This window comes from Acinetobacter sp. TR11, assembly GCF_027105035.1.
Taxonomy (GTDB): Bacteria; Pseudomonadota; Gammaproteobacteria; order Pseudomonadales; family Moraxellaceae; genus Acinetobacter.
Genome location: NZ_CP114256.1, coordinates 1,757,445 through 1,775,356 on the forward strand (window position 1 = coordinate 1,757,445; position 17,912 = coordinate 1,775,356).

The 17,912-nt window shown below is 37.2% G+C and carries 21 protein-coding genes; 2 read left to right on the top strand and 19 right to left on the bottom strand.

Going from position 1 to position 17,912, the window contains the following annotated elements; all coding sequences use genetic code 11:
* Positions 1-131 precede the first annotated feature (131 nt).
* Both zapE and O1450_RS08535 read right to left on the bottom strand, forming a co-directional pair.
* A complete protein-coding gene (zapE, locus tag O1450_RS08530; RefSeq protein ID WP_269228090.1) occupies positions 132-1,277 on the bottom strand; it encodes a cell division protein ZapE in 1,146 nt (381 codons plus the stop codon).
* Positions 1,278-1,396: 119 nt separating this feature from the next.
* Positions 1,397-2,416 (bottom strand): helix-turn-helix transcriptional regulator, encoded by a 1,020-nt coding sequence (locus O1450_RS08535; protein WP_269228091.1) that lies wholly within the window; start codon positions 2,414-2,416, stop codon positions 1,397-1,399.
* Between the two features lie 155 nt (positions 2,417-2,571).
* On the opposite strand from O1450_RS08535, the gene O1450_RS08540 reads away from it, so the two are divergent.
* Positions 2,572-4,086 carry a flavin-containing monooxygenase gene (locus tag O1450_RS08540; protein WP_269228092.1) on the top strand — a complete coding sequence of 505 codons (1,515 nt, stop codon included), beginning with the start codon at positions 2,572-2,574 and terminating at the stop codon, positions 4,084-4,086.
* Positions 4,087-4,133: 47 nt separating this feature from the next.
* Entirely contained in the window at positions 4,134-5,051 is a 918-nt protein-coding gene (locus O1450_RS08545; RefSeq protein ID WP_269228093.1) for a lysine exporter LysO family protein, read from the top strand.
* A 22-nt stretch (positions 5,052-5,073) separates the two neighbouring features.
* Here the strand turns inward: O1450_RS08545 and pyrF are convergent, their stop codons facing one another.
* The 17 genes from pyrF to O1450_RS08630 form a co-directional block, all read right to left on the bottom strand.
* Positions 5,074-5,754: an orotidine-5'-phosphate decarboxylase gene (gene pyrF, locus O1450_RS08550; RefSeq protein WP_005159948.1), complete on the bottom strand. Its 681-nt coding sequence runs from the start codon at positions 5,752-5,754 to the stop codon at positions 5,074-5,076.
* A gap of 851 nt (positions 5,755-6,605) precedes the next feature.
* Entirely contained in the window at positions 6,606-6,959 is a 354-nt protein-coding gene (locus tag O1450_RS08555; protein WP_269228094.1) for a lipopolysaccharide assembly protein LapA domain-containing protein, read from the bottom strand.
* Positions 6,960-6,977: 18 nt separating this feature from the next.
* Positions 6,978-7,280 carry an integration host factor subunit beta gene (locus O1450_RS08560; protein WP_269228095.1) on the bottom strand — a complete coding sequence of 101 codons (303 nt, stop codon included), beginning with the start codon at positions 7,278-7,280 and terminating at the stop codon, positions 6,978-6,980.
* 156 nt (positions 7,281-7,436) lie between these two features.
* On the bottom strand, positions 7,437-9,119 hold the full coding sequence (rpsA, locus tag O1450_RS08565) for a 30S ribosomal protein S1 (RefSeq protein ID WP_005159935.1): 1,683 nt from the start codon (positions 9,117-9,119) through the stop codon (positions 7,437-7,439).
* Between the two features lie 114 nt (positions 9,120-9,233).
* Entirely contained in the window at positions 9,234-9,914 is a 681-nt protein-coding gene (cmk, locus tag O1450_RS08570) for a (d)CMP kinase (RefSeq protein WP_018679200.1), read from the bottom strand.
* Between the two features lie 9 nt (positions 9,915-9,923).
* Positions 9,924-10,364, bottom strand: coding sequence for an SRPBCC family protein (locus O1450_RS08575; RefSeq protein WP_018679199.1), 441 nt, complete (start codon positions 10,362-10,364; stop codon positions 9,924-9,926).
* Between the two features lie 66 nt (positions 10,365-10,430).
* The gene (gene tadA, locus O1450_RS08580; protein WP_269228096.1) at positions 10,431-10,955 is read right to left on the bottom strand and encodes a tRNA adenosine(34) deaminase TadA; all 525 of its coding nucleotides are present in this window, start codon (positions 10,953-10,955) and stop codon (positions 10,431-10,433) included.
* A 5-nt stretch (positions 10,956-10,960) separates the two neighbouring features.
* Positions 10,961-12,085, bottom strand: a complete 1,125-nt coding sequence (locus tag O1450_RS08585) for an enoyl-CoA hydratase/isomerase family protein (RefSeq protein ID WP_269230446.1) — start codon at positions 12,083-12,085, stop codon at positions 10,961-10,963.
* Complete coding sequence (gene ung / locus O1450_RS08590; protein ID WP_050040245.1) at positions 12,082-12,795, bottom strand: uracil-DNA glycosylase; 714 nt, start codon at positions 12,793-12,795, stop codon at positions 12,082-12,084. The genes O1450_RS08585 and ung overlap by 4 nt, the downstream gene beginning before the upstream one ends.
* 45 nt (positions 12,796-12,840) lie before the next feature.
* Complete coding sequence (locus tag O1450_RS08595; RefSeq protein ID WP_004662372.1) at positions 12,841-13,437, bottom strand: 6-pyruvoyl trahydropterin synthase family protein; 597 nt, start codon at positions 13,435-13,437, stop codon at positions 12,841-12,843.
* A gap of 110 nt (positions 13,438-13,547) precedes the next feature.
* Entirely contained in the window at positions 13,548-14,504 is a 957-nt protein-coding gene (gene gspK, locus O1450_RS08600; protein WP_269228097.1) for a type II secretion system minor pseudopilin GspK, read from the bottom strand.
* Complete coding sequence (gspJ, locus tag O1450_RS08605; protein WP_269228098.1) at positions 14,501-15,130, bottom strand: type II secretion system minor pseudopilin GspJ; 630 nt, start codon at positions 15,128-15,130, stop codon at positions 14,501-14,503. Before gspJ ends, gspK begins: the two co-directional genes overlap by 4 nt.
* The gene (gene gspI, locus O1450_RS08610; RefSeq protein ID WP_004662377.1) at positions 15,130-15,516 is read right to left on the bottom strand and encodes a type II secretion system minor pseudopilin GspI; all 387 of its coding nucleotides are present in this window, start codon (positions 15,514-15,516) and stop codon (positions 15,130-15,132) included. The genes gspJ and gspI overlap by 1 nt, the downstream gene beginning before the upstream one ends.
* A complete protein-coding gene (locus O1450_RS08615; RefSeq protein ID WP_269228099.1) occupies positions 15,503-16,054 on the bottom strand; it encodes a prepilin-type N-terminal cleavage/methylation domain-containing protein in 552 nt (183 codons plus the stop codon). Before O1450_RS08615 ends, gspI begins: the two co-directional genes overlap by 14 nt.
* Before the next feature lie 8 nt (positions 16,055-16,062).
* Positions 16,063-16,674: a TetR/AcrR family transcriptional regulator gene (locus O1450_RS08620; RefSeq protein ID WP_034601445.1), complete on the bottom strand. Its 612-nt coding sequence runs from the start codon at positions 16,672-16,674 to the stop codon at positions 16,063-16,065.
* 40 nt (positions 16,675-16,714) lie between these two features.
* Positions 16,715-17,488, bottom strand: a complete 774-nt coding sequence (locus tag O1450_RS08625) for a TatD family hydrolase (RefSeq protein ID WP_269228100.1) — start codon at positions 17,486-17,488, stop codon at positions 16,715-16,717.
* Between the two features lie 16 nt (positions 17,489-17,504).
* Positions 17,505-17,849 carry a PilZ domain-containing protein gene (locus tag O1450_RS08630; RefSeq protein WP_004662384.1) on the bottom strand — a complete coding sequence of 115 codons (345 nt, stop codon included), beginning with the start codon at positions 17,847-17,849 and terminating at the stop codon, positions 17,505-17,507.
* Between the last annotated feature and the right edge of the window lie 63 nt (positions 17,850-17,912).

Below are 17,912 nucleotides of genomic sequence, written 5' to 3' on the forward strand. Positions count from 1 at the left end.
GATCTAGCTACTTCTATTCTGCGACATACTCACTTTTTAAAACTCATTTAGTTATAACAAAATTCAATTAAGAATAAAGCTTTCTCTATATGAATTTATAAAAAAGGCATTCCCTAGAATGCCCTTAAAATTTATGAGGTTTTTGAAACTTGAATTTGGCGATGTTCTGAGTGCAGATAATCATCCGATTGCATTTCCAATAAACGTGAACGAGTTCGTTCAATTTCAAATGCTAATCTTTCACCTTCATAGAGATCAATAATCGAATCTTCTGAGGTTAAAAGCAGCTTCACACCACGATCATAAAACTCATCGACTAAATAGATAAAACGACGTGTTCCTTCAGAAAGGAAATCCGTTAAATGTGGTACGTTACTCACCAGTACCGTATTATAAATATTAGCAATTTCAATAAAGTCGGCAGGGCTACGTGGCTTAAAACATAACTCAGAAAATTCACACCACAATACATCTTCAGTATGACCCAAGGTTTCTACAATTCGGTTATTAATCATAATTGGGGTATTAGAAAGCGTTTGTGTGTGTGTCAGCGCTTGAAAACGCTCATACATCCATGATTGCGCATCATGACTCAAAGGATGCTTAAACAATTGAGCCTGCTTCAAAACACGTAAACGATAATCAACACCAGCATCTACATTCAGAACCGTACAGTTTTTCTGGACTAATTCAATTGTTGGCATAAAACGGTCACGATGGATACCATTTTTATATAAACCTTCTGGTGCAATATTAGAAGTCGCAATCAGCGTGATACCACGTTCAAATAACTTTTGAAATAAATCGCTAATAATCATTGCATCAGTGACATTTGATACAAAGAATTCATCAAAACAAATGACAACCGCATTTTTATAAATCTGATCAGCAACAGAATCTAATGGATTACGTTGACCTGAAAGCTTATTCAATTCTTTATGCACATTTTGCATAAAATGATGGAAATGCATGCGGGTTTTACGGCGAAATGGAACTGAGTCATAAAATTGATCCATCAACCATGTTTTCCCACGTCCTACACCACCCCACATATAAACACCTTTTGGGTAGGTTTGACGACGGAAACGTCTAAATGCTTTCTTTGAGGCTTTATAACGTGTGAGTAACTCTTTCCATACTCGATCTAACTCTTGCACTGCCTGAGCTTGAGCTTCATCTGGCATGAATTGACCTGATTCAATTGCTTGAGCATAACGCTCTGCAGGTGAGATCGGCATAAATGAAGTGTTATGTGAGTCTGGTTTAGAATTTGACATAAGGTGTTATTACAATTTTAATTGGTGAAAATTATATCGAACATTGAGTCCAAAGACATTAGATTTTAGGCTTAATTATCATGCAGTTTAAACATCATAATGTACCATTCTTTTACCATTTAATGATTTCGATTATATTGGCGTGGGCTTTGACCAAACCAGCGTTTAAAAGCATGATTAAACGCCGCAGGCTCAGAATAACCGAGCATTTCTGCAACTTGTTCTATCGAATATGCACTATCTTCAATAAATTTTAATGCCTTCTGCTTAATTAATCTTTCGCGAATTTCTTTATAACTCGTTTGTAATTGCTGCAATTTATGTCTTAGAGTCCTCTCAGGAATCTTTAATGCAAATGCTGTTTCAGACATTGTAGGTATTACACCATTTTGCATTTCAAGATATTCCTCGACATATTCTAAAATGGTCAACTTTGCACGGGTACTTCGTTCTAATTTATTCAGATCTTGTAGGCATTTTTCTTCATAAACACGATAAGTTAACGCATCAGCAGATGGAATTTTAATATTTAAAATTTTAGTGTTTTTTAGAATGAAAGAAGCCTGCTGACATTCAAACTTAACATCTAGGCCATAATATTGCTGATAAGCTTTTATTAATTCCATTTCTCTTGGTATTTGAAATGGTAGCTCTATTTGAATATCAGGAATTTCAAGCCCCATCATTTTAAAGATATCCTGTAAGAACTTATAAGTTCCTGAGATTTCACATTGAGCACGAAATAATCCTAAATGCGTATTTAAATCAATTGGTTGATAATGCAAATGGATGTAATCTTTTTTAATATTTAGCTGTAATGAACCAAATAGATGTGTCAATTGTTGAAAACGTACACCATTTAATAGCGCGTTATGTAAAGTATCACTTGTGACAAGTAGCATCAGGAATGGACCATACCCTGCAAGTGCATAATGCTGTCCAATCACTAAACCTTGTTCTGGGGAAATATCCTGACTAATATATTGTAAGATGTCCCATTCAATTTCATCAGCAATGATCGAATTCGGATCTAAAGCATCGGCGAGAATTCCCATATCTGCTAAACGAGCATCTACATCTATGCCGACATGACGCATGCCCTGAATTAAATACATCAATCCGAGGATAGATCTCTTCATAATTCTGAATGCAGTTCCCAAAACCTTAATGTTGTACTATAAAAAAACACAGAAATGAATTGCCGAAATGATCAAGTTCTGCGTCTATATAATCATATTTAATCTCCATAAAACCTTTAAACTTGCACGAAATTTAGATGTATAGGGCATGGACTATGCGTGATGTAACCCAAAATGCTATTCAAAAAACCAAAGTTGCAATTATCGGTGCAGGTTTTGGTGGTTTAGCAATGTCTATTCGACTATTACAAAGTCAAATCAAAGATTTTGTAATTTTAGAAAAAACCAATGACGTTGGTGGCACATGGCGTGAAAACCAATACCCAGGCGCAGCGTGCGATGTTCAATCACACATGTATTCACTTTCGTTTGCTCCCAAAACAGATTGGTCAAAACGTTACGCTGAAGCTGATGAAATTTTTGAATATATTCAAGATATTACTCAGCAATATAAATTAAAAGATTATTGCAAATTCAATCATGAAGTTACTCATGCTGAGTTTGACGAAAATCGTAATGTTTGGTTATTAGATTTTAAAGATCAACCATCCATTGAAGCTCAGTTTGTTATTTTTGCTTCTGGTCCCCTACACGTTCCACAAATTCCTCACTTAAAAGGCATTGAAAAATTTAAAGGCAAAGTTTTCCATTCTTCACAATGGGATCACAAATACAGCTTAGAAGGCAAAGCCGTTGCTTCTATTGGTACGGGTGGTAGCGCAATTCAATATATCCCCGAGATTGCACAAGAAGTGAAACAGCTTTATGTATTCCAACGTACCGCAGCATGGGTCATTCCACGTGATGAACGTAAATATTCACAATTAAGCAAGTCTTTGTTTAAAGCATCTAATATTTATCGTCAAATTCATCGTACTCGTTTGTATTGGACCAACGAATCACGTGTAGTACCTATCGTACAACCACAGATCATGAAATATGGTCAAAAACTTGCTGAAGCGTTCATTCGCTTCCAAGTGAAAGACAAAGCATTAGCTAAAAAGCTGACTCCTGATTTTGTCATGGGTTGTAAGCGTATTTTGATTTCAAATAAGTACTTCCCTACATTCAATCGTAAAAATGTTGAATTAATTACCGATGGTGTTCAAGAAATCACAGCAAACGGCATTATCACCAAAGATGGTAAAGAGCGTCAGATTGACTGTTTGATTTATGGTACAGGCTTTATTACCGATCCACGCATTTACTTAAAGCATTTCGATTGCGTTGGTCGTAATGGAATCGAACTTAAGCAAGCTTGGAAAGATGGTGCGGAAAGCTACTATGGTATTAGTACGAAAAACTTCCCTAACCTATTCCAACTCTTAGGTCCAAATACGATTTTAGGTCATAACTCTGTTATTTTCATGATTGAATCTCAAGTAAACTATATCTTGCAATTGATTCAAACCGTAGACAAAACAGGCTCTCAAGCTGTTGAAATTAAGCAGGAAGTTCAAGATCAGTTCAATGAACGTGTACAAGAGCAACTCAAAGGAACAGTTTGGCAAGCAGGCGGATGTAGCAGTTGGTATCAAGCAGCTGATGGTAAAAACTTCTCATTATGGCCAACATATACTTGGAAATATTGGTTAGAAACACGTAAAGTAAATGTCGCTGACTATAATTTTCTTCATACAGCAACAAATGCAAAAAACAATGCAGCTTAATCAATAATTCTTCATAATAAGCAGGTTACTCGTAACCTGCTTTTTTTATGCAATCTTTTGTTCTTATCTTCCAAATTTTTATCGCAATAAGCTTAGGCTATTTTCTCGCCCCAAAACTATCACAGCGAATTAAACAATTTATATTTAAAATCTTACCCTATTTTTCTTATTTATTATTAATGAGTGTTGCATTTGAACTGACTCAAGCTTTGAATCATATCTCAGATCCAGCAGCAATATTACCACCTGCATTATTGATTGCATTTACTACATCAGTTGGTTCTTTCTTTATCTGTCTAATTACTTATAAACTGATTGATCGTCAAAGTGTACAAGGAAAAATTTCATTACACCTCTTTATCAATGCACTCAAGAATATCGCTAAAGCATTTCTAGCATTAGGATTAGGGATTTTACTTGGAATAGTAGTGACTCAATCTAACCTACAAATTGCATTTAATAGTTGGTATTTATTGCTCGTGTTTATCTTTCTAATCGGTGTTGAGCTTGCTTTTACGCAATTTGATCGCAGTTGGTTAAGTTGGAGAGTACTACTTGTTCCTGCCGCAGCCTTTGTCGGTTCTTGTCTGGCTGCAATCATCAATTATCTCATTCTATCTCATGATTATACCCTGAATGAAATGATGGCTTTAGCTCAAGGTTATGGTTGGTATTCCATGTCTGGAATTTTGTTTACTGAATTACATTCAGCCAAGCTCGGTGGCATTGCATTATTAACAGATTTATTTAGAGAAATTTTCGCCATTTTACTTATGTATTGTTTAGGTTGGCGATTTCCACGTTCAGCGATTTCGAGTGCTGGAGCAACCTCAATGGATGTCACCCTTGCGATGGTTAAACAGTCATGTGGCACGCATTACGTACCACATGCAATGATGAGCGGATTAATTTTATCGCTTCTAGCGCCTTTATTAATCAGCCTATTCTTAAATCTCAAGTTCTAAGGTATTTATAAACTAAATAAACTTAGATAGACGCCAAAATTGACTTCAACATTTCTGTTGGACGTTCAGCCTTTGTAATAGGACGACCAATCACTAAATGCGTCGAACCATCAAGCATAGCTTGTTTAGGTGTAACGATACGTTTTTGGTCATCTGCATTTGAACCTTCTGGACGAATGCCTGGGGTAACTAATGCAAAATCAGCATTCAACATTTCACGAAGAATCTTAGCTTCTTGTGCTGAGCAAACTACGCCATCCAAACCACTTTCTTGAGTCAATTTAGCTAAACGTTTGACATGCTCTACTGGCTCGATGTCTAAACCAATATCACGTAGATCTTCACGCCCCATAGAAGTTAACACAGTAACAGCAATGAGCTGAGTCTGATAGTTCCCTGCTTTGAGTCTTTCAACACAAGTTTCCATCATTTTACGACCACCTGAAGCATGAACATTCACCATCCATACACCAAGATCTGCCGCAGCACAGACAGCTTGCGCTGTTGTATTCGGAATATCATGAAATTTTAAATCAAGAAAAACTTCAAAACCTTTATCTTGTAAGGTTTTAACAACACTTGGACCTTCATGAGTAAAAAGCTCTTTGCCCACTTTGACACGACATAAAGCAGGATCAAGCTGATCCACAATCGTTAAAGCGTCATATTCGCTTTTTGCATCTAGTGCAACAATGATACTCAAGAGCGTTTCTTCCCAGTTGATTCAAAGTCGCTATTATAAATAGGTTTTAATTTAAGTGTAAAATTTCATTCAACACATTTTTACTTCGCTCATTTAAGTTGCAACAACAAAACTAAAACATACCAAATAGTAAAATATGATTAAATTTTAATCTTACAATAAATTAAAAACGAATAAGGTTAAAATGAAAACGTTTAAAACTGCAATAGGCATAAAAAGGCATTAATTTAGTCACCATCATTTTTTAAGATTCTGAAAAATCAAGAAATACCCATACAACAACGCTTAAAATTCTTGCCCAATCTTGCTCACTTTATCATGAGCTTTGCGGATTTAAATAAATATGTACTACCCTTTAATTTTCCACAGAATGAATATGAAGAAGCAATCAATGTTCACTGTAAAGAAGATGCTAATCATTGGCCTTGGTATTTGCATGACCTAGAAACGCTCGATTTGAACAATAAACAAGAACTTACCAACACCCTTAGATTTATTTGGTGTGATGACATGTCACCTAGCCGTAAACTATCTTACGAATTAATAGGCTTGGTCTCGAATCAGACGGCACTTATAAGATATGTAGTGAAACACATTTAAGGCAAGAAACTGGACATTCTATAGGCGATGAAGAAAACGTTTTTGAAAATATACTAATAATGCGAGAAATGAATGAAACAGCATTGATCGTAGTAGAAAAAAGTTTTAATGCTTTTACTCAATTTATGGATCAGCTTGAATTGAACTTGAAAAATGAAATTAAAATTAATGAAGTATTTTTTAATCACAAACTAAAAGGGCTACTTCAATTGTGAAATAGCCCTTTTCAATACTAAATAGCAATTCAACTATTAGATCTTATCATTCGGATAAACATCTAAAACAGTTTTTTCATGCCTTACGCTTGCAGCAGCTTCTGCGGCTGCTTGCTGAGCAAGTTGGATCTGCTCTTTTCTAAGGTGATCAATATCTTTACGTAATCGTTTAATTTCCCAATTCGTTTGGAAAACTCGAAATACTTGAACACCTAGAAGCAAACCAACAACGACACCTAATGCCAATGTCAATAAAAGCAATAAACCTAAGCGCATAGCAGGAACTTGAGTAAACAATAGGTTCACTTCTAATTCTGCTGGATTCTGTAAAACTAGGGCAAGCGAATAACCAAATAGAGCAAAAAGTAATGCAATTAAGATATAACGCATAAACACCTCAATTTTTTATTAATCAACAGTGTCGTTTACTGCATCACGAAGTGCTTTACCCGGTTTGAAATGCGGGACAGCTTTTGCTGCAACATCAACTGATTTACCAGTTTTAGGATTACGCCCTAAACGTGGCTCACGATGATGTAATGCAAAACTGCCAAAACCACGAATCTCAATACGATCGCCACTCGAAAGTGCTTCAATCATTTGATCAATCATAATTTTAACAGCATCTTCAACCAACGGTTCTGCCAAATGAGGGTTTTTAAGGGCAATCCGTTCAATCAAATCAGATTTGTTAAGTGCTTCAGTAGTCATCGATGACCTCTTTAATTATTGCTACTCTTCAATATTTTAATAATAACCTGTTTAAATACAAAACGGTAGCGCAGTACATCGATACTACGCTACCGTTTGCAGTATTTTTGTATAAAAAGGTACATCTCTGTTACAAGAAATGTACCTTTTAACAAATTACTTCATTTGAGCTTTAATCAAATCACCAATAGTCTTAGGACCATTAGCTTCTGAAACTTGAGCTGCTGCTGCTTGACGAGCATTGTTCACAGCTTCTTTCTCTTCAGCTTCGTCTTTCGCTTTGATAGACAAGTTGATAGAGCGAGATTTACGATCAACGTTGATGATCTTCGCTTCAACTTCTTGACCAACTTCTAAGAATTTAGTCGCATCTTCAACGCGGTCACGATTGATTTCAGAAGCTTTAAGCGTTGCTTCGATGTCATCAGCTAATTTAACTGTAGCACCTTTAGCATCAACAGCAGTCACAGTACCTTTAACTAAAGCACCGCGTTCGTTCGCAGCTAAGAAATCATTGAATGGATCGCTGTTTAATTGCTTGATACCAAGGCTGATACGGTTACCTTCAGCGTCTACAGATAAGATAACTGCTTCAACTGTGTCACCTTTCTTGTAACGACGGATAGCTTCTTCGCCTTGTTCGTTCCAAGAAATGTCAGATAAATGTACTAAACCGTCGATACCACCAGATAAACCGATGAAGATACCGAAGTCAGTGATTGACTTGATCGTACCAGAAACTTTTTCGCCTTTTTCATTTGCTTTAGCAAACTCTTCCCATGGGTTAGCACGAGTTTGTTTGATACCCAATGAAATACGACGACGTTCTTCGTCAACTTCAAGAACCATAACATCAACTTCGTCACCGATCTGAACAACTTTAGATGGGTGGATGTTTTTGTTTGTGTGGTCCATTTCTGAAACGTGTACTAAGCCTTCAACGCCTTCAGCGATTTCAGCAAAGCAACCGTAGTCAGTTAAGTTCGTTACACGTGCTTTAACGATAGAACCTTTAGGGTAACGGCTCATGATCGCTAACCATGGATCTTCGCCTAATTGCTTAAGACCTAAAGATACGCGGTTACGCTCGCGGTCAAATTTAAGTACTTTAACTGTAACTTCTTGACCAACTTCAACAACTTCTGAAGGGTGCTTGATACGCTTCCAAGCCATATCTGTGATATGTAGAAGACCATCAATACCGCCAAGATCAACGAACGCGCCGTAATCAGTAAGGTTCTTGATAGTACCTGTAACTGTTTGACCTTCTTCAAGTTGAGCAAGTAATGCTTCACGGTCAGCTGAAGATTCAGCTTCCATAACTGCACGACGAGATACAACAACGTTGTTACGTTTAGCATCAAGTTTGATTACTTTGAACTCTAACTCTTTACCTTCAAGGTGAGTTGTGTCACGAATAGGACGAGTATCAACTAAAGAACCTGGTAAGAATGCACGTACAGGACCGATGTCAACAGTGAAACCGCCTTTAACCTTACCAGAGATAACACCAGTAACGATTTCGCCGTCTTCAAAGATTTTCTCAAGTTTAGTCCAAGTTTCAGCACGTTTTGCTTTTTCACGTGATAAAACTGTTTGACCCATACCGTTGTCAAGCGCTTCAACAACTACGTCAACAGTATCGCCAACTTGAACTTCAAGTTCACGTTGTTCATTTAAAAATTCAGCACGGTCAACAACACCTTCAGATTTAAGGCCAGTGTCAACAGTAACCCAGTCAGAATCGATACTAACAACAGTACCTTGGATGACTGCACCCTTTTCAACGTTGAGGTTTAATTCACTTTCTTCAAAGAGGGCTGCAAAAGATTCGGTCATGATATACCTGATAAAGTCCGCGGTCTTGGATCAGACAAGGCCGGTTTAGTTAAGTTGTTACATTGTCCAAAAGATCTGATCAAGCAATGCTTCAACTGATAAAAAATTGTGTATCTAGTTTATACGGCTATTAATATAGTCAACCATCAACTGAAACACTTCATTGATGCCTATTGTAGAACTATCAATGATATACGCATCTTCAGCGGGCTTGAGCGGAGCAACTGTTCGCTCCATATCTCTTTTATCTCTAGCCTGTATGTTAGATAAAATGTCGCTTATTTTAGCATCAAGACCTATGCCCTGCAACTGTTTTACACGTCGCTCTGCACGAGATTCAGCCGATGCTGTTAAGTAGATTTTCGCTTGAGCCTCTGGAAAAATCGCTGTCGCCATGTCACGACCATCTGCAACCAATCCAGGTGCTTGAATAAATGCACGCTGACGCTCAAATAATGCTTGTCTTAATTCAGGAACAGTTGCAACTTTAGAGGCATACTCACCAACTTGCTCAGTACGAATAGTGTTGGTCACATCCTCGCCCTCAAGAAAAATAAGTGTGCCTGCATCTGTTGATTTAAATTCAATATCTAAATGAGTTGCAAAATCAACACATTGCACTAACTGTTCTTGAATTTTATTCAGTAGATCTCGCTGAAATAGCGACAGTCCAAGTAAACGATATAAAGCACCTGAGTCTAATAAATTAAAACCATAATGCGCAGCAATTTTAGCTGCCAATGTCCCTTTACCAGAGCCACTTGGGCCATCAATCGTAATAATATGAACTGTCATTCCCATCTCTTATGAAGCAACTGACTTCGCTAATTTTGAAAAACCTAGTGTAATCGCTGCTTTGAGTTGTGCAAGAACTAATTTACTTACAAAAGGTGCTTTTGCCGTAAATTCAATCTTATAAGTCACTAAAGTAATAAACGGTGTGATTTCTTTAAAATCAATTTGTCCGAGATGGTGTTTCACCAAAGGATTATTAATCAATTTATATTCAATACGTTTATTCTCTTCTAGTAATGTAATTTCTTCTTGAAGAGGCTTGATTGGTCCAAAGCCCATACGGCGAATTGAACCGATTCCATCGGGACGCTGAGGATCAGCAGAATCTTTTACACGTACAACTTGTAAAGGAGCAAATGCTTTATTATAAGTTGCATGTTTTGACAATAAGTCAAAAACTTCAGAAATTGGTGCATTAAACTCTTTTTTTATGGTGATTGCATTACGCATAGCTTTGCCTTTTTGATCTAGCCAAAATCATTGGAGGCTTAGTTTGCCACAACTAGAGTGACATTTTTAATCATTTAAGGACGTTTTTGATAAACGAATTTTCTTTTTTTCATCTCGTCTTTGTTTGAAAAATGCACTGAGTTGCAATGAACACTGGGTTTGCATACAGCCTTGATCAAAAACAAATTTGTGATTGTAATAACCATTTTCCAATAACTGCCGAGCACTGACCAATGAACCAGCTTTAGGTTCGGTGGTTGCAAATACCACTTTTTTAATGCGTGCATGAATGAGTGCACCGACACACATCGTACAAGGCTCTAGTGTCACATACAGTACAGCATCGTCTGGTAAGCGATAGTTATTCAATGATTGACATGCTGCACGTAAAGCTTGAATTTCAGCGTGAGCGGTAGGATCAGATTGTTTAATTGGCGCATTATAACCAGCACCAATAACTTTCTCTTGACTCACTATCACCGCTCCAACAGGAATTTCTCCCTGCGAAGCAGCTAGTGCAGCTTGCTCATAAGCAAGCTGCATCCAATATTCATCATTAAAGTTTTCTGAAATTGTGCCGTTAATACTCATCGATTTTAAGCAATAACACCATATTGTCTTAATAAAGCATTCCAACTATCAATCGTAGTTACTGGAGCACAATCAGATAAAATATCTTTTAATGTAATCTTTTCCGCTGCTTTCCATTCTGGTGATAAGTCTTTATCAACTAAACGCGCACGCACACCCTCAACAAAATCTGGATGACGAATTTTCCAATCAGAGATTTGTGATTCTAATGCAAAAACTTCATCCCAAGCATGCCCTTGCTTACCCCATTGCCATAGCAACCATGTAATCGCAGCCGTACTTGGAGAGCCTTTTTGTAGATTTTCACTCGCTTGACGCAGCCAATCGCTGCTTGCATCACTCAAACCAATAATCGCTTGATAGTCATATTCAAAATTTTGACCACGACATACACTGTGAATAACGTCAATCGAGTTTTGTAACGGACCTGATGCTACAGGACGATGTAGACTATTTAAAGTATCATCGATTGCACGGAAAGCACCCGCAGGATAGTGATTCCAATCCACATTTAAAACTTTTTGAAGAACATTATCGCGCTGTGCTTCACAAATATGAGTTGCCCAACCAATGCTAAAAGCACCAGCTGCAGTCATGATTGAACCCGTTAAACCTGTAAACAGCCCAATTTGACCACGATCTGCAAGGAAACGACTTCCGCCTACATCAGGATAGAGGCCAATATTGATTTCAGGCATTGCAAGACGTGAGTAAGGTGTGACTAGACGGAATGGTGCGGCCATGAATAATCCTAAACCACCACCCATCACATAACCTTCACCCCAAACCACGATTGGCTTAGCATAATTATGAAGTAGTAAATCAAGTGCATATTCTTGTTCAAAGAATTTATTTGCTGTATCAACCTCGTTATTGATCACAAGCTGACGGAGTTTACGAACATCACCACCCGCACAAAATGCTTTCGGTGTAGTTGAATCAAACCAAATTGCTTTGACACTGTCATCTTCATGAAAATATTCAAATACTTTCAATAAAGCGCTCACGATTGACTCATCAAGTGCATGCAAAGATTTTGGTCGGTTTAAACGAACAATACGCCAACCATTTTTAGCGTTTTCGATAATTAAATCTGGGTGATAACTATTTAAATCGGGAGAAGTCATTATGCGTCCAGTTGCCAGTCTATTGGCTCAATGCCATGTTGTTTCAAATAATGATTTGTTTTAGAAAATACTTTACAGCCAAAAAAACCACCTCGGTTTGCAGCAAGCGGTGATGGATGAGCTGCTGTTAACACTAGATGTTTATTTCGATCAATGCGCTGTCCTTTACGTTGTGCATAAGCACCCCATAAGATAAACACAACATGCTCACGCTGTTCATTTAACACATCAATTACAGCATCAGTAAATTCTTCCCAGCCTTGTTTTTGATGAGAAGTTGGCTGTCCTGCTTCAACAGTGAGTACACTGTTCAACAGCAATACCCCTTGAGCAGCCCATTTACTTAAATCCCCATGACGTGAAATCGGCACTGTGAGATCAGTATGTAATTCATGAAAAATATTACGCAAAGATGGTGGTAATGCAACCCCTCTTTGTACGGAAAAGCTTAGACCATTGGCTTGATTAGGGCCATGATATGGATCTTGACCCAATATCACGACTTTTACATCCTGTAACGGGGTTGTATTCAATGCATTGAAAATTTGCTTGCTAGGTGGATAAATTGTTTTCTGAGCAAGGATCTGTTGCTGTAGAAACTCTCTTAAATGATCCATTTTCTGACTGAGTAGAAATTCTGACAAAGAGATTTTCCATGACTCATCCAACTGAACTTTATTAAGTTTTTCCTGCTGTTGTTCAGTAAATTGCATCAACATTCCTTGAAATAACGATTCCAACATTTAAATCTTGCTGACTTAAATGTTAACTTGTAACTCTACATTTGGATTTTGGAATTTAATTCCATTTTTCAGATTTTCATACATTTGAGGATCACTCCACTCAACTTGTACTTGCTCTGAAAAAATAATTTGGTCTAGGCTAAGTAAACCCATTTGCTCATTTTCAATATCTTCTAAGAAACTTTGAGCATAACCTGTATCAGTTTCATGCACGATCACTGAATAGACCTCGACATCACCTTCACCATTCTGTGTTGTGGTTGAAGCGAGCACCTGTTGCGCTAGATAAAAGAAAATCCTTGAAAACTGTTCAGCTGATGGTGAAACTGGCAAAGCAACCCAACGTGCACTAAAAGTTTTACACGCTTGAATATATTCAGGATCATCTTTTTGCCAATAACAAATTGCGTGATCAAAACTGTCAAAAAGCTCTTTAATCACACCTTTTAATAAACCAAAATCATAGACCATTTGCCCATGATCTAATCTTGAGGCTTTTAGCAGTAATTCAACTTTATAACTATGCCCGTGAATCGAACGCTTACAGCGATCTGATGTACAATTACGTACAATATGAGCATTTTCAAACTTAAATAATTTACGAATTAACATGCACCAAGCTGATCTATATCTGCAAACAGATTTTATTATAAAGCAAAAAAATCATCGGTGGGATTGATTTTAAGCCTTGTGACTATTCAATAATCCAATCTATACAAAGACTAGAATGGTGCAAGACTTCTTGAATACACAATCACTTGTTTATCTTTTCTCATCATTAAGCTCGTAAATTGGCGCTTACGCTCACTTAGGAGCACTTCAATTTGAGCCGTAAAATAATTTGATTTACTATCTAATAAAGACGCAGCATCCGTTTTACTCTGTTCATCTATCCCAGAAAAAGCACTTAATTTCCATAAATCATTTACATTATTAAAATGTGTTAACTCAGTTTCCTTGACTTTCAATTGTTGTTCGAGAGCTTTGACATCTACTTTAGGATCAATACTGGCTAATAGTAATGCAGGTGCTGTATTCATATTCACCTTAGTCTGCTCAGGTAATGCCGTAACATAAGGTTTGATCAAATCGTAGTTTTTGCCTTCAAAACCTCGTACAAGTTTTAATTCGTCTATACTATGAAACTTGGTATTCGGCGTTAAATATGCAGGATCTAGTCCTTGGTAATAGCTACTCTCCGCACCCATTGCGCCAGTTACTTCATCATTTGTGTCTTGCCAATCGATCACAGCTTGACTGAGTTCAGCAGGTAGACCTACGCGTTGCAATAACTTTTCAAACCAACGTCGTGCAGAATCATCAACTTGATTGCCATCAGCCTTAACCAAATTATTTAGATTAAACTTTCCTGACTCATCTAGTAGTTTTCCTGAGACAGAACCATCTTCAACAGGAAATGGTGGCATCGGTTTTGCCCAGTTTTCCTGTAAATGGTCAATGCTACTACCGTTATCGCTATCTTGAATGAGTAACTCTGAAAAAAAAGCTTCTGCACTTTTTGCATACAATAACGATTGATCCTGACGCATCAAATAGCCCGTATTTTCAGCAGTATTGGTTTGTCGTTTTGCAATTGTTGCAGCCAAAATCGTTGCTAAAGCAACCATGACTAAAATCGTTAATAAAGCTACGCCACGCTGAGATGAATAGTTTTTCATGGTGGTGAGTTATTTCCCAACAATTGATTTGCATTCAGTAGACTAAAAATCCACTCGTAATCCGTACCTGCAACACTAAGCTGTATTTTTAAGCCCAATGGTAATTTTTTTAACTCATTAATATTATTAGGATCACCAATATTTTCAGGCCATTGTGTCAGTTCCTGTGGATTCATCACGATTACTTTAAATTGATCTACATTTTCCAATAAGGTACTTGAGATGGGTTGTACTCGATTTGGAATATTTAGATTTGAATATTTGAGTCGATAAACTTTTTTCTGCGTTGAATCGTAGCGATATTCAATGCGCTCATAAGGTGACAAACCTTGTTTCAACGGATCGGACACTCCTGCTTTGCTAAACATAAAACCACGATCATTTAGCACCAAAGCGGCCTGTAATTGTCGACCATCATTTGCCGTTAATGGAATAATTTGGAGACTATCTCTTAGAATCTGCTGATAGGCATCTTGTAGCGCAAATAAATGTGTTTCATGTTCTGCATTACGATCTTTGACTTTTAATAAATAATCAAAAACTTTCCAACCAAGCATTGAAAGTACGGCAAAAATAGCAATTGCAACCAGCAATTCAACAAGGGTAAAACCCTTTTTAATTTTCATCATGTTTTAGCTTTTGCTGGATAATTAAAAAACACCATATTGGTGATGCCCGCTTCAACTTTACCTTGCTCAGTATTAAATAAACTTACTTGTAATTCGATACGTTGTATTTTGGGACTAATTGTAGCCTGTGCTTTTTTATCAATCTGCCAAGTCTCACCTTGAGAAGTCACTTGTTTCGATTGCGTTCCATCTAACCATTCTTGATTCATTTCCATCATTGCAACCTCATTCATTGCAACGAACTGTGCTTTAGTTCGCAAAATCGCACTCGATGTAGACTGTGTATATTGCATGGCAATTTTTGTTAATGCAATTGCAGCGACAGCAAATATTGCTAATGCAACCATCACTTCCAATAGGGTAAATGCTTTAATCTTCTTCATTTATTTTACCCAAATGATCTATTTCAAACTCATGTCCAATTGGCTGCTGTTCATAATAAAATTGAATACGGACAGGCTTAACTTCACCGTTACCAAACCATATGAGTTGCGGTGCTTTACCACCTAATAAATCCTCATTTCTCGCTTTTCGATATTCTTCAGCATTTAAAGTTTGAATACTAAAAGACACGCTAGTCGGTAGCTCTCGAAGTTTAAACTCTTTATATGGCTGCCAAGTCCGATCAGCTTGCTGAATTTGCTCATAGCTCTGATCATGATATTCAAACAAATTATAGCGAAATGGTGCAACGTCAGTCGCATTTTGAGTATTTAAGGCAAAAACTTTAGCTTGATCCGTTGATTCTTTATTAATCTTTTTTAAATCAAGTATAAACATTTCTCTGGCTTGCATCGCTCGACGTTGATCTACACCACCAATATTCAGAACAACCAAAGATGTCATAATGGTCATGATTACAATCACCACCATGATCTCAATGAGGGTAAAACCTTGTTGTAATCTATGTGGTGATTTCATTTTATTTATCAGCCATTCGCTAAATATTCAATTTGTTTTGGCAAACCTAAAGCTTGATCAATATAAGCCACACGTAAGCTATCACGTGAACCTAAATAACGCTGATAAAAGCTCGAATTTAGAATAACTGCTGCACCATAAGTCAGAGACCAAATCGAAGCCAAATAATCACGCGTTGTCATCGTGCTATTTATATCTAATAAATAACTTTCTGTCATACGAATGATAATACGTAAACGTTGACGACGAACTTTATACAACTCACTAAATAATAACTGAATACCTTGACCCGTCGTAGAGAGGCGTTCTTCAATTTGATGAAATAAAGCAGTACGTTCTGGATGATGTAAATGATGTAGCATGAAAAAAGCTAAATGCTCAGGGAAAGCTTTCTCTGTATCCTGAATCATTTCAAGCAGCATTCGTTCATTACGAATAATCAGCAACATATACAATTCATCTTTGCTCTGAAAGTGCTTATATAATGTGCCTTTAGCAAGATCTAATTCCGCCGCTAAAGCGTCCAAAGTCATGCCTGCTTCACCATTTTCTAATAGGAGTTGTTCAGCGATCTGAAAAATTAAGGCTTCTCGTGCTCTAAACTGAGCTTGGCGATCCATTTTCACGTGATAACTCTCTTTCCTAATACAACTAAACCGTTTACTTCAAATGAAGAAGATTCTCAAAATTCTGTGTGGTAATCATACCTATTTCTTCAACTGATTTTTGATATACATCCGCTAACGCCTTTGCAACATAAGGCACATATTTGGGCTCATTGGTTTTACCCCGATAAGGCATAGGTGCTAAATATGGGCTATCCGTTTCAATTAATAACCGATCAAGCGGCACTTGCTTCGCAACATCACGTAATTCTTGTGCATTTTTGAATGAAACAATACCAGAAAAAGAAATATAGTAACCACAATCTAAAACAGCCTTAGCTGTTTTCCAATCTTCGGTGAAACAATGCAAAATACCATGTGTGGACTGCTCTGCTTTTATAATATCGACGGTATCGTGTTTAGCCGACCGTGTATGCACAACCACAGGTTTTTTTACAATTTTTGATGCATGAATATGACGGGCAAAACATCGTTTCTGTTCTGCAATAAAATCTGTACTGTGATAATAATCTAAACCTGTTTCCCCTAATGCCCATACCTTATCAGACTGTGCTAACTCTACAAGGTAGTCTGTTGTTGCCCGCGCCATAATATGATCATCCTCGCATGGATGAACACCTACAGAATAACCCACATCATTATGGCGAGAAGCTATTTCAGCTAATTTAATATGATCGTCAAGATCAACTGAAATCCCCATAAATTTTGAAACACCTGCAAGACGAGCTTGCTCAAGCGCCTGATCTAGATCACCATTATAGGGACTCAGATCTAACATCGTTAAATGACAATGGGTATCAACAAACACGCTTATTTCCTATCACTTACATTGTAAAACTTGGGCGATCCATCGCTTTTGAACCAGCCAATAATTTCTCAGCTTCATTTTTGTAATACACACCTTTTTCACCGGCAAGCTGAATTGCAAAACCTTGTGGTTTAAAATGTGTTTGTTTATGCGAAATCCAAATCACCTTACCCGTTAGTGGAATTTTTTGTGACTGCTCTGGTAAAGTCGCTAAAACAAAAACTTCCTGTCCCATTTTTACAGCTTGCTTTGTGGAAACAAATAAACCGCCACCTTGCACAAAAGGCATATAACTCGATTGCAAAGTTGCCTTATCAGGAATATTGACCTGTATAATTCCGCCCATCATTTGTGGTTGCATAACACTCCCCTGTCAAATAAAAATAACTTTAAATATCTATATTTTCATAGCATTAGTAAATTT

Excerpts from the sequence above, each read along its gene's own strand:
- O1450_RS08560 (WP_269228095.1), bottom strand. The coding sequence starts at position 7,280 with ATGACTACTGAAGCACTTAACAAATCTGATTTGATTGAACGGATTGCC.
- O1450_RS08555 (WP_269228094.1), bottom strand. The coding sequence starts at position 6,959 with ATGCGTTATATCTTAATTGCATTACTTTTTGCTCTATTTGGTTATTCG.
- tadA (WP_269228096.1), bottom strand. The coding sequence starts at position 10,955 with ATGAGTATTAACGGCACAATTTCAGAAAACTTTAATGATGAATATTGG.
- O1450_RS08615 (WP_269228099.1), bottom strand. The coding sequence starts at position 16,054 with ATGAAATCACCACATAGATTACAACAAGGTTTTACCCTCATTGAGATC.
- ung (WP_050040245.1), bottom strand. The coding sequence starts at position 12,795 with ATGCAATTTACTGAACAACAGCAGGAAAAACTTAATAAAGTTCAGTTG.
- O1450_RS08545 (WP_269228093.1), top strand. The coding sequence starts at position 4,134 with ATGCAATCTTTTGTTCTTATCTTCCAAATTTTTATCGCAATAAGCTTA.
- O1450_RS08595 (WP_004662372.1), bottom strand. The coding sequence starts at position 13,437 with ATGTTAATTCGTAAATTATTTAAGTTTGAAAATGCTCATATTGTACGT.
- O1450_RS08630 (WP_004662384.1), bottom strand. The coding sequence starts at position 17,849 with ATGCAACCACAAATGATGGGCGGAATTATACAGGTCAATATTCCTGAT.
- cmk (WP_018679200.1), bottom strand. The coding sequence starts at position 9,914 with ATGACAGTTCATATTATTACGATTGATGGCCCAAGTGGCTCTGGTAAA.
- O1450_RS08575 (WP_018679199.1), bottom strand. The coding sequence starts at position 10,364 with ATGCGTAATGCAATCACCATAAAAAAAGAGTTTAATGCACCAATTTCT.
- O1450_RS08535 (WP_269228091.1), bottom strand. The coding sequence starts at position 2,416 with ATGAAGAGATCTATCCTCGGATTGATGTATTTAATTCAGGGCATGCGT.
- gspJ (WP_269228098.1), bottom strand. The coding sequence starts at position 15,130 with ATGAAAATTAAAAAGGGTTTTACCCTTGTTGAATTGCTGGTTGCAATT.
- O1450_RS08540 (WP_269228092.1), top strand. The coding sequence starts at position 2,572 with ATGCGTGATGTAACCCAAAATGCTATTCAAAAAACCAAAGTTGCAATT.
- gspI (WP_004662377.1), bottom strand. The coding sequence starts at position 15,516 with ATGAAGAAGATTAAAGCATTTACCCTATTGGAAGTGATGGTTGCATTA.
- rpsA (WP_005159935.1), bottom strand. The coding sequence starts at position 9,119 with ATGACCGAATCTTTTGCAGCCCTCTTTGAAGAAAGTGAATTAAACCTC.
- zapE (WP_269228090.1), bottom strand. The coding sequence starts at position 1,277 with ATGTCAAATTCTAAACCAGACTCACATAACACTTCATTTATGCCGATC.
- O1450_RS08620 (WP_034601445.1), bottom strand. The coding sequence starts at position 16,674 with ATGGATCGCCAAGCTCAGTTTAGAGCACGAGAAGCCTTAATTTTTCAG.
- gspK (WP_269228097.1), bottom strand. The coding sequence starts at position 14,504 with ATGAAAAACTATTCATCTCAGCGTGGCGTAGCTTTATTAACGATTTTA.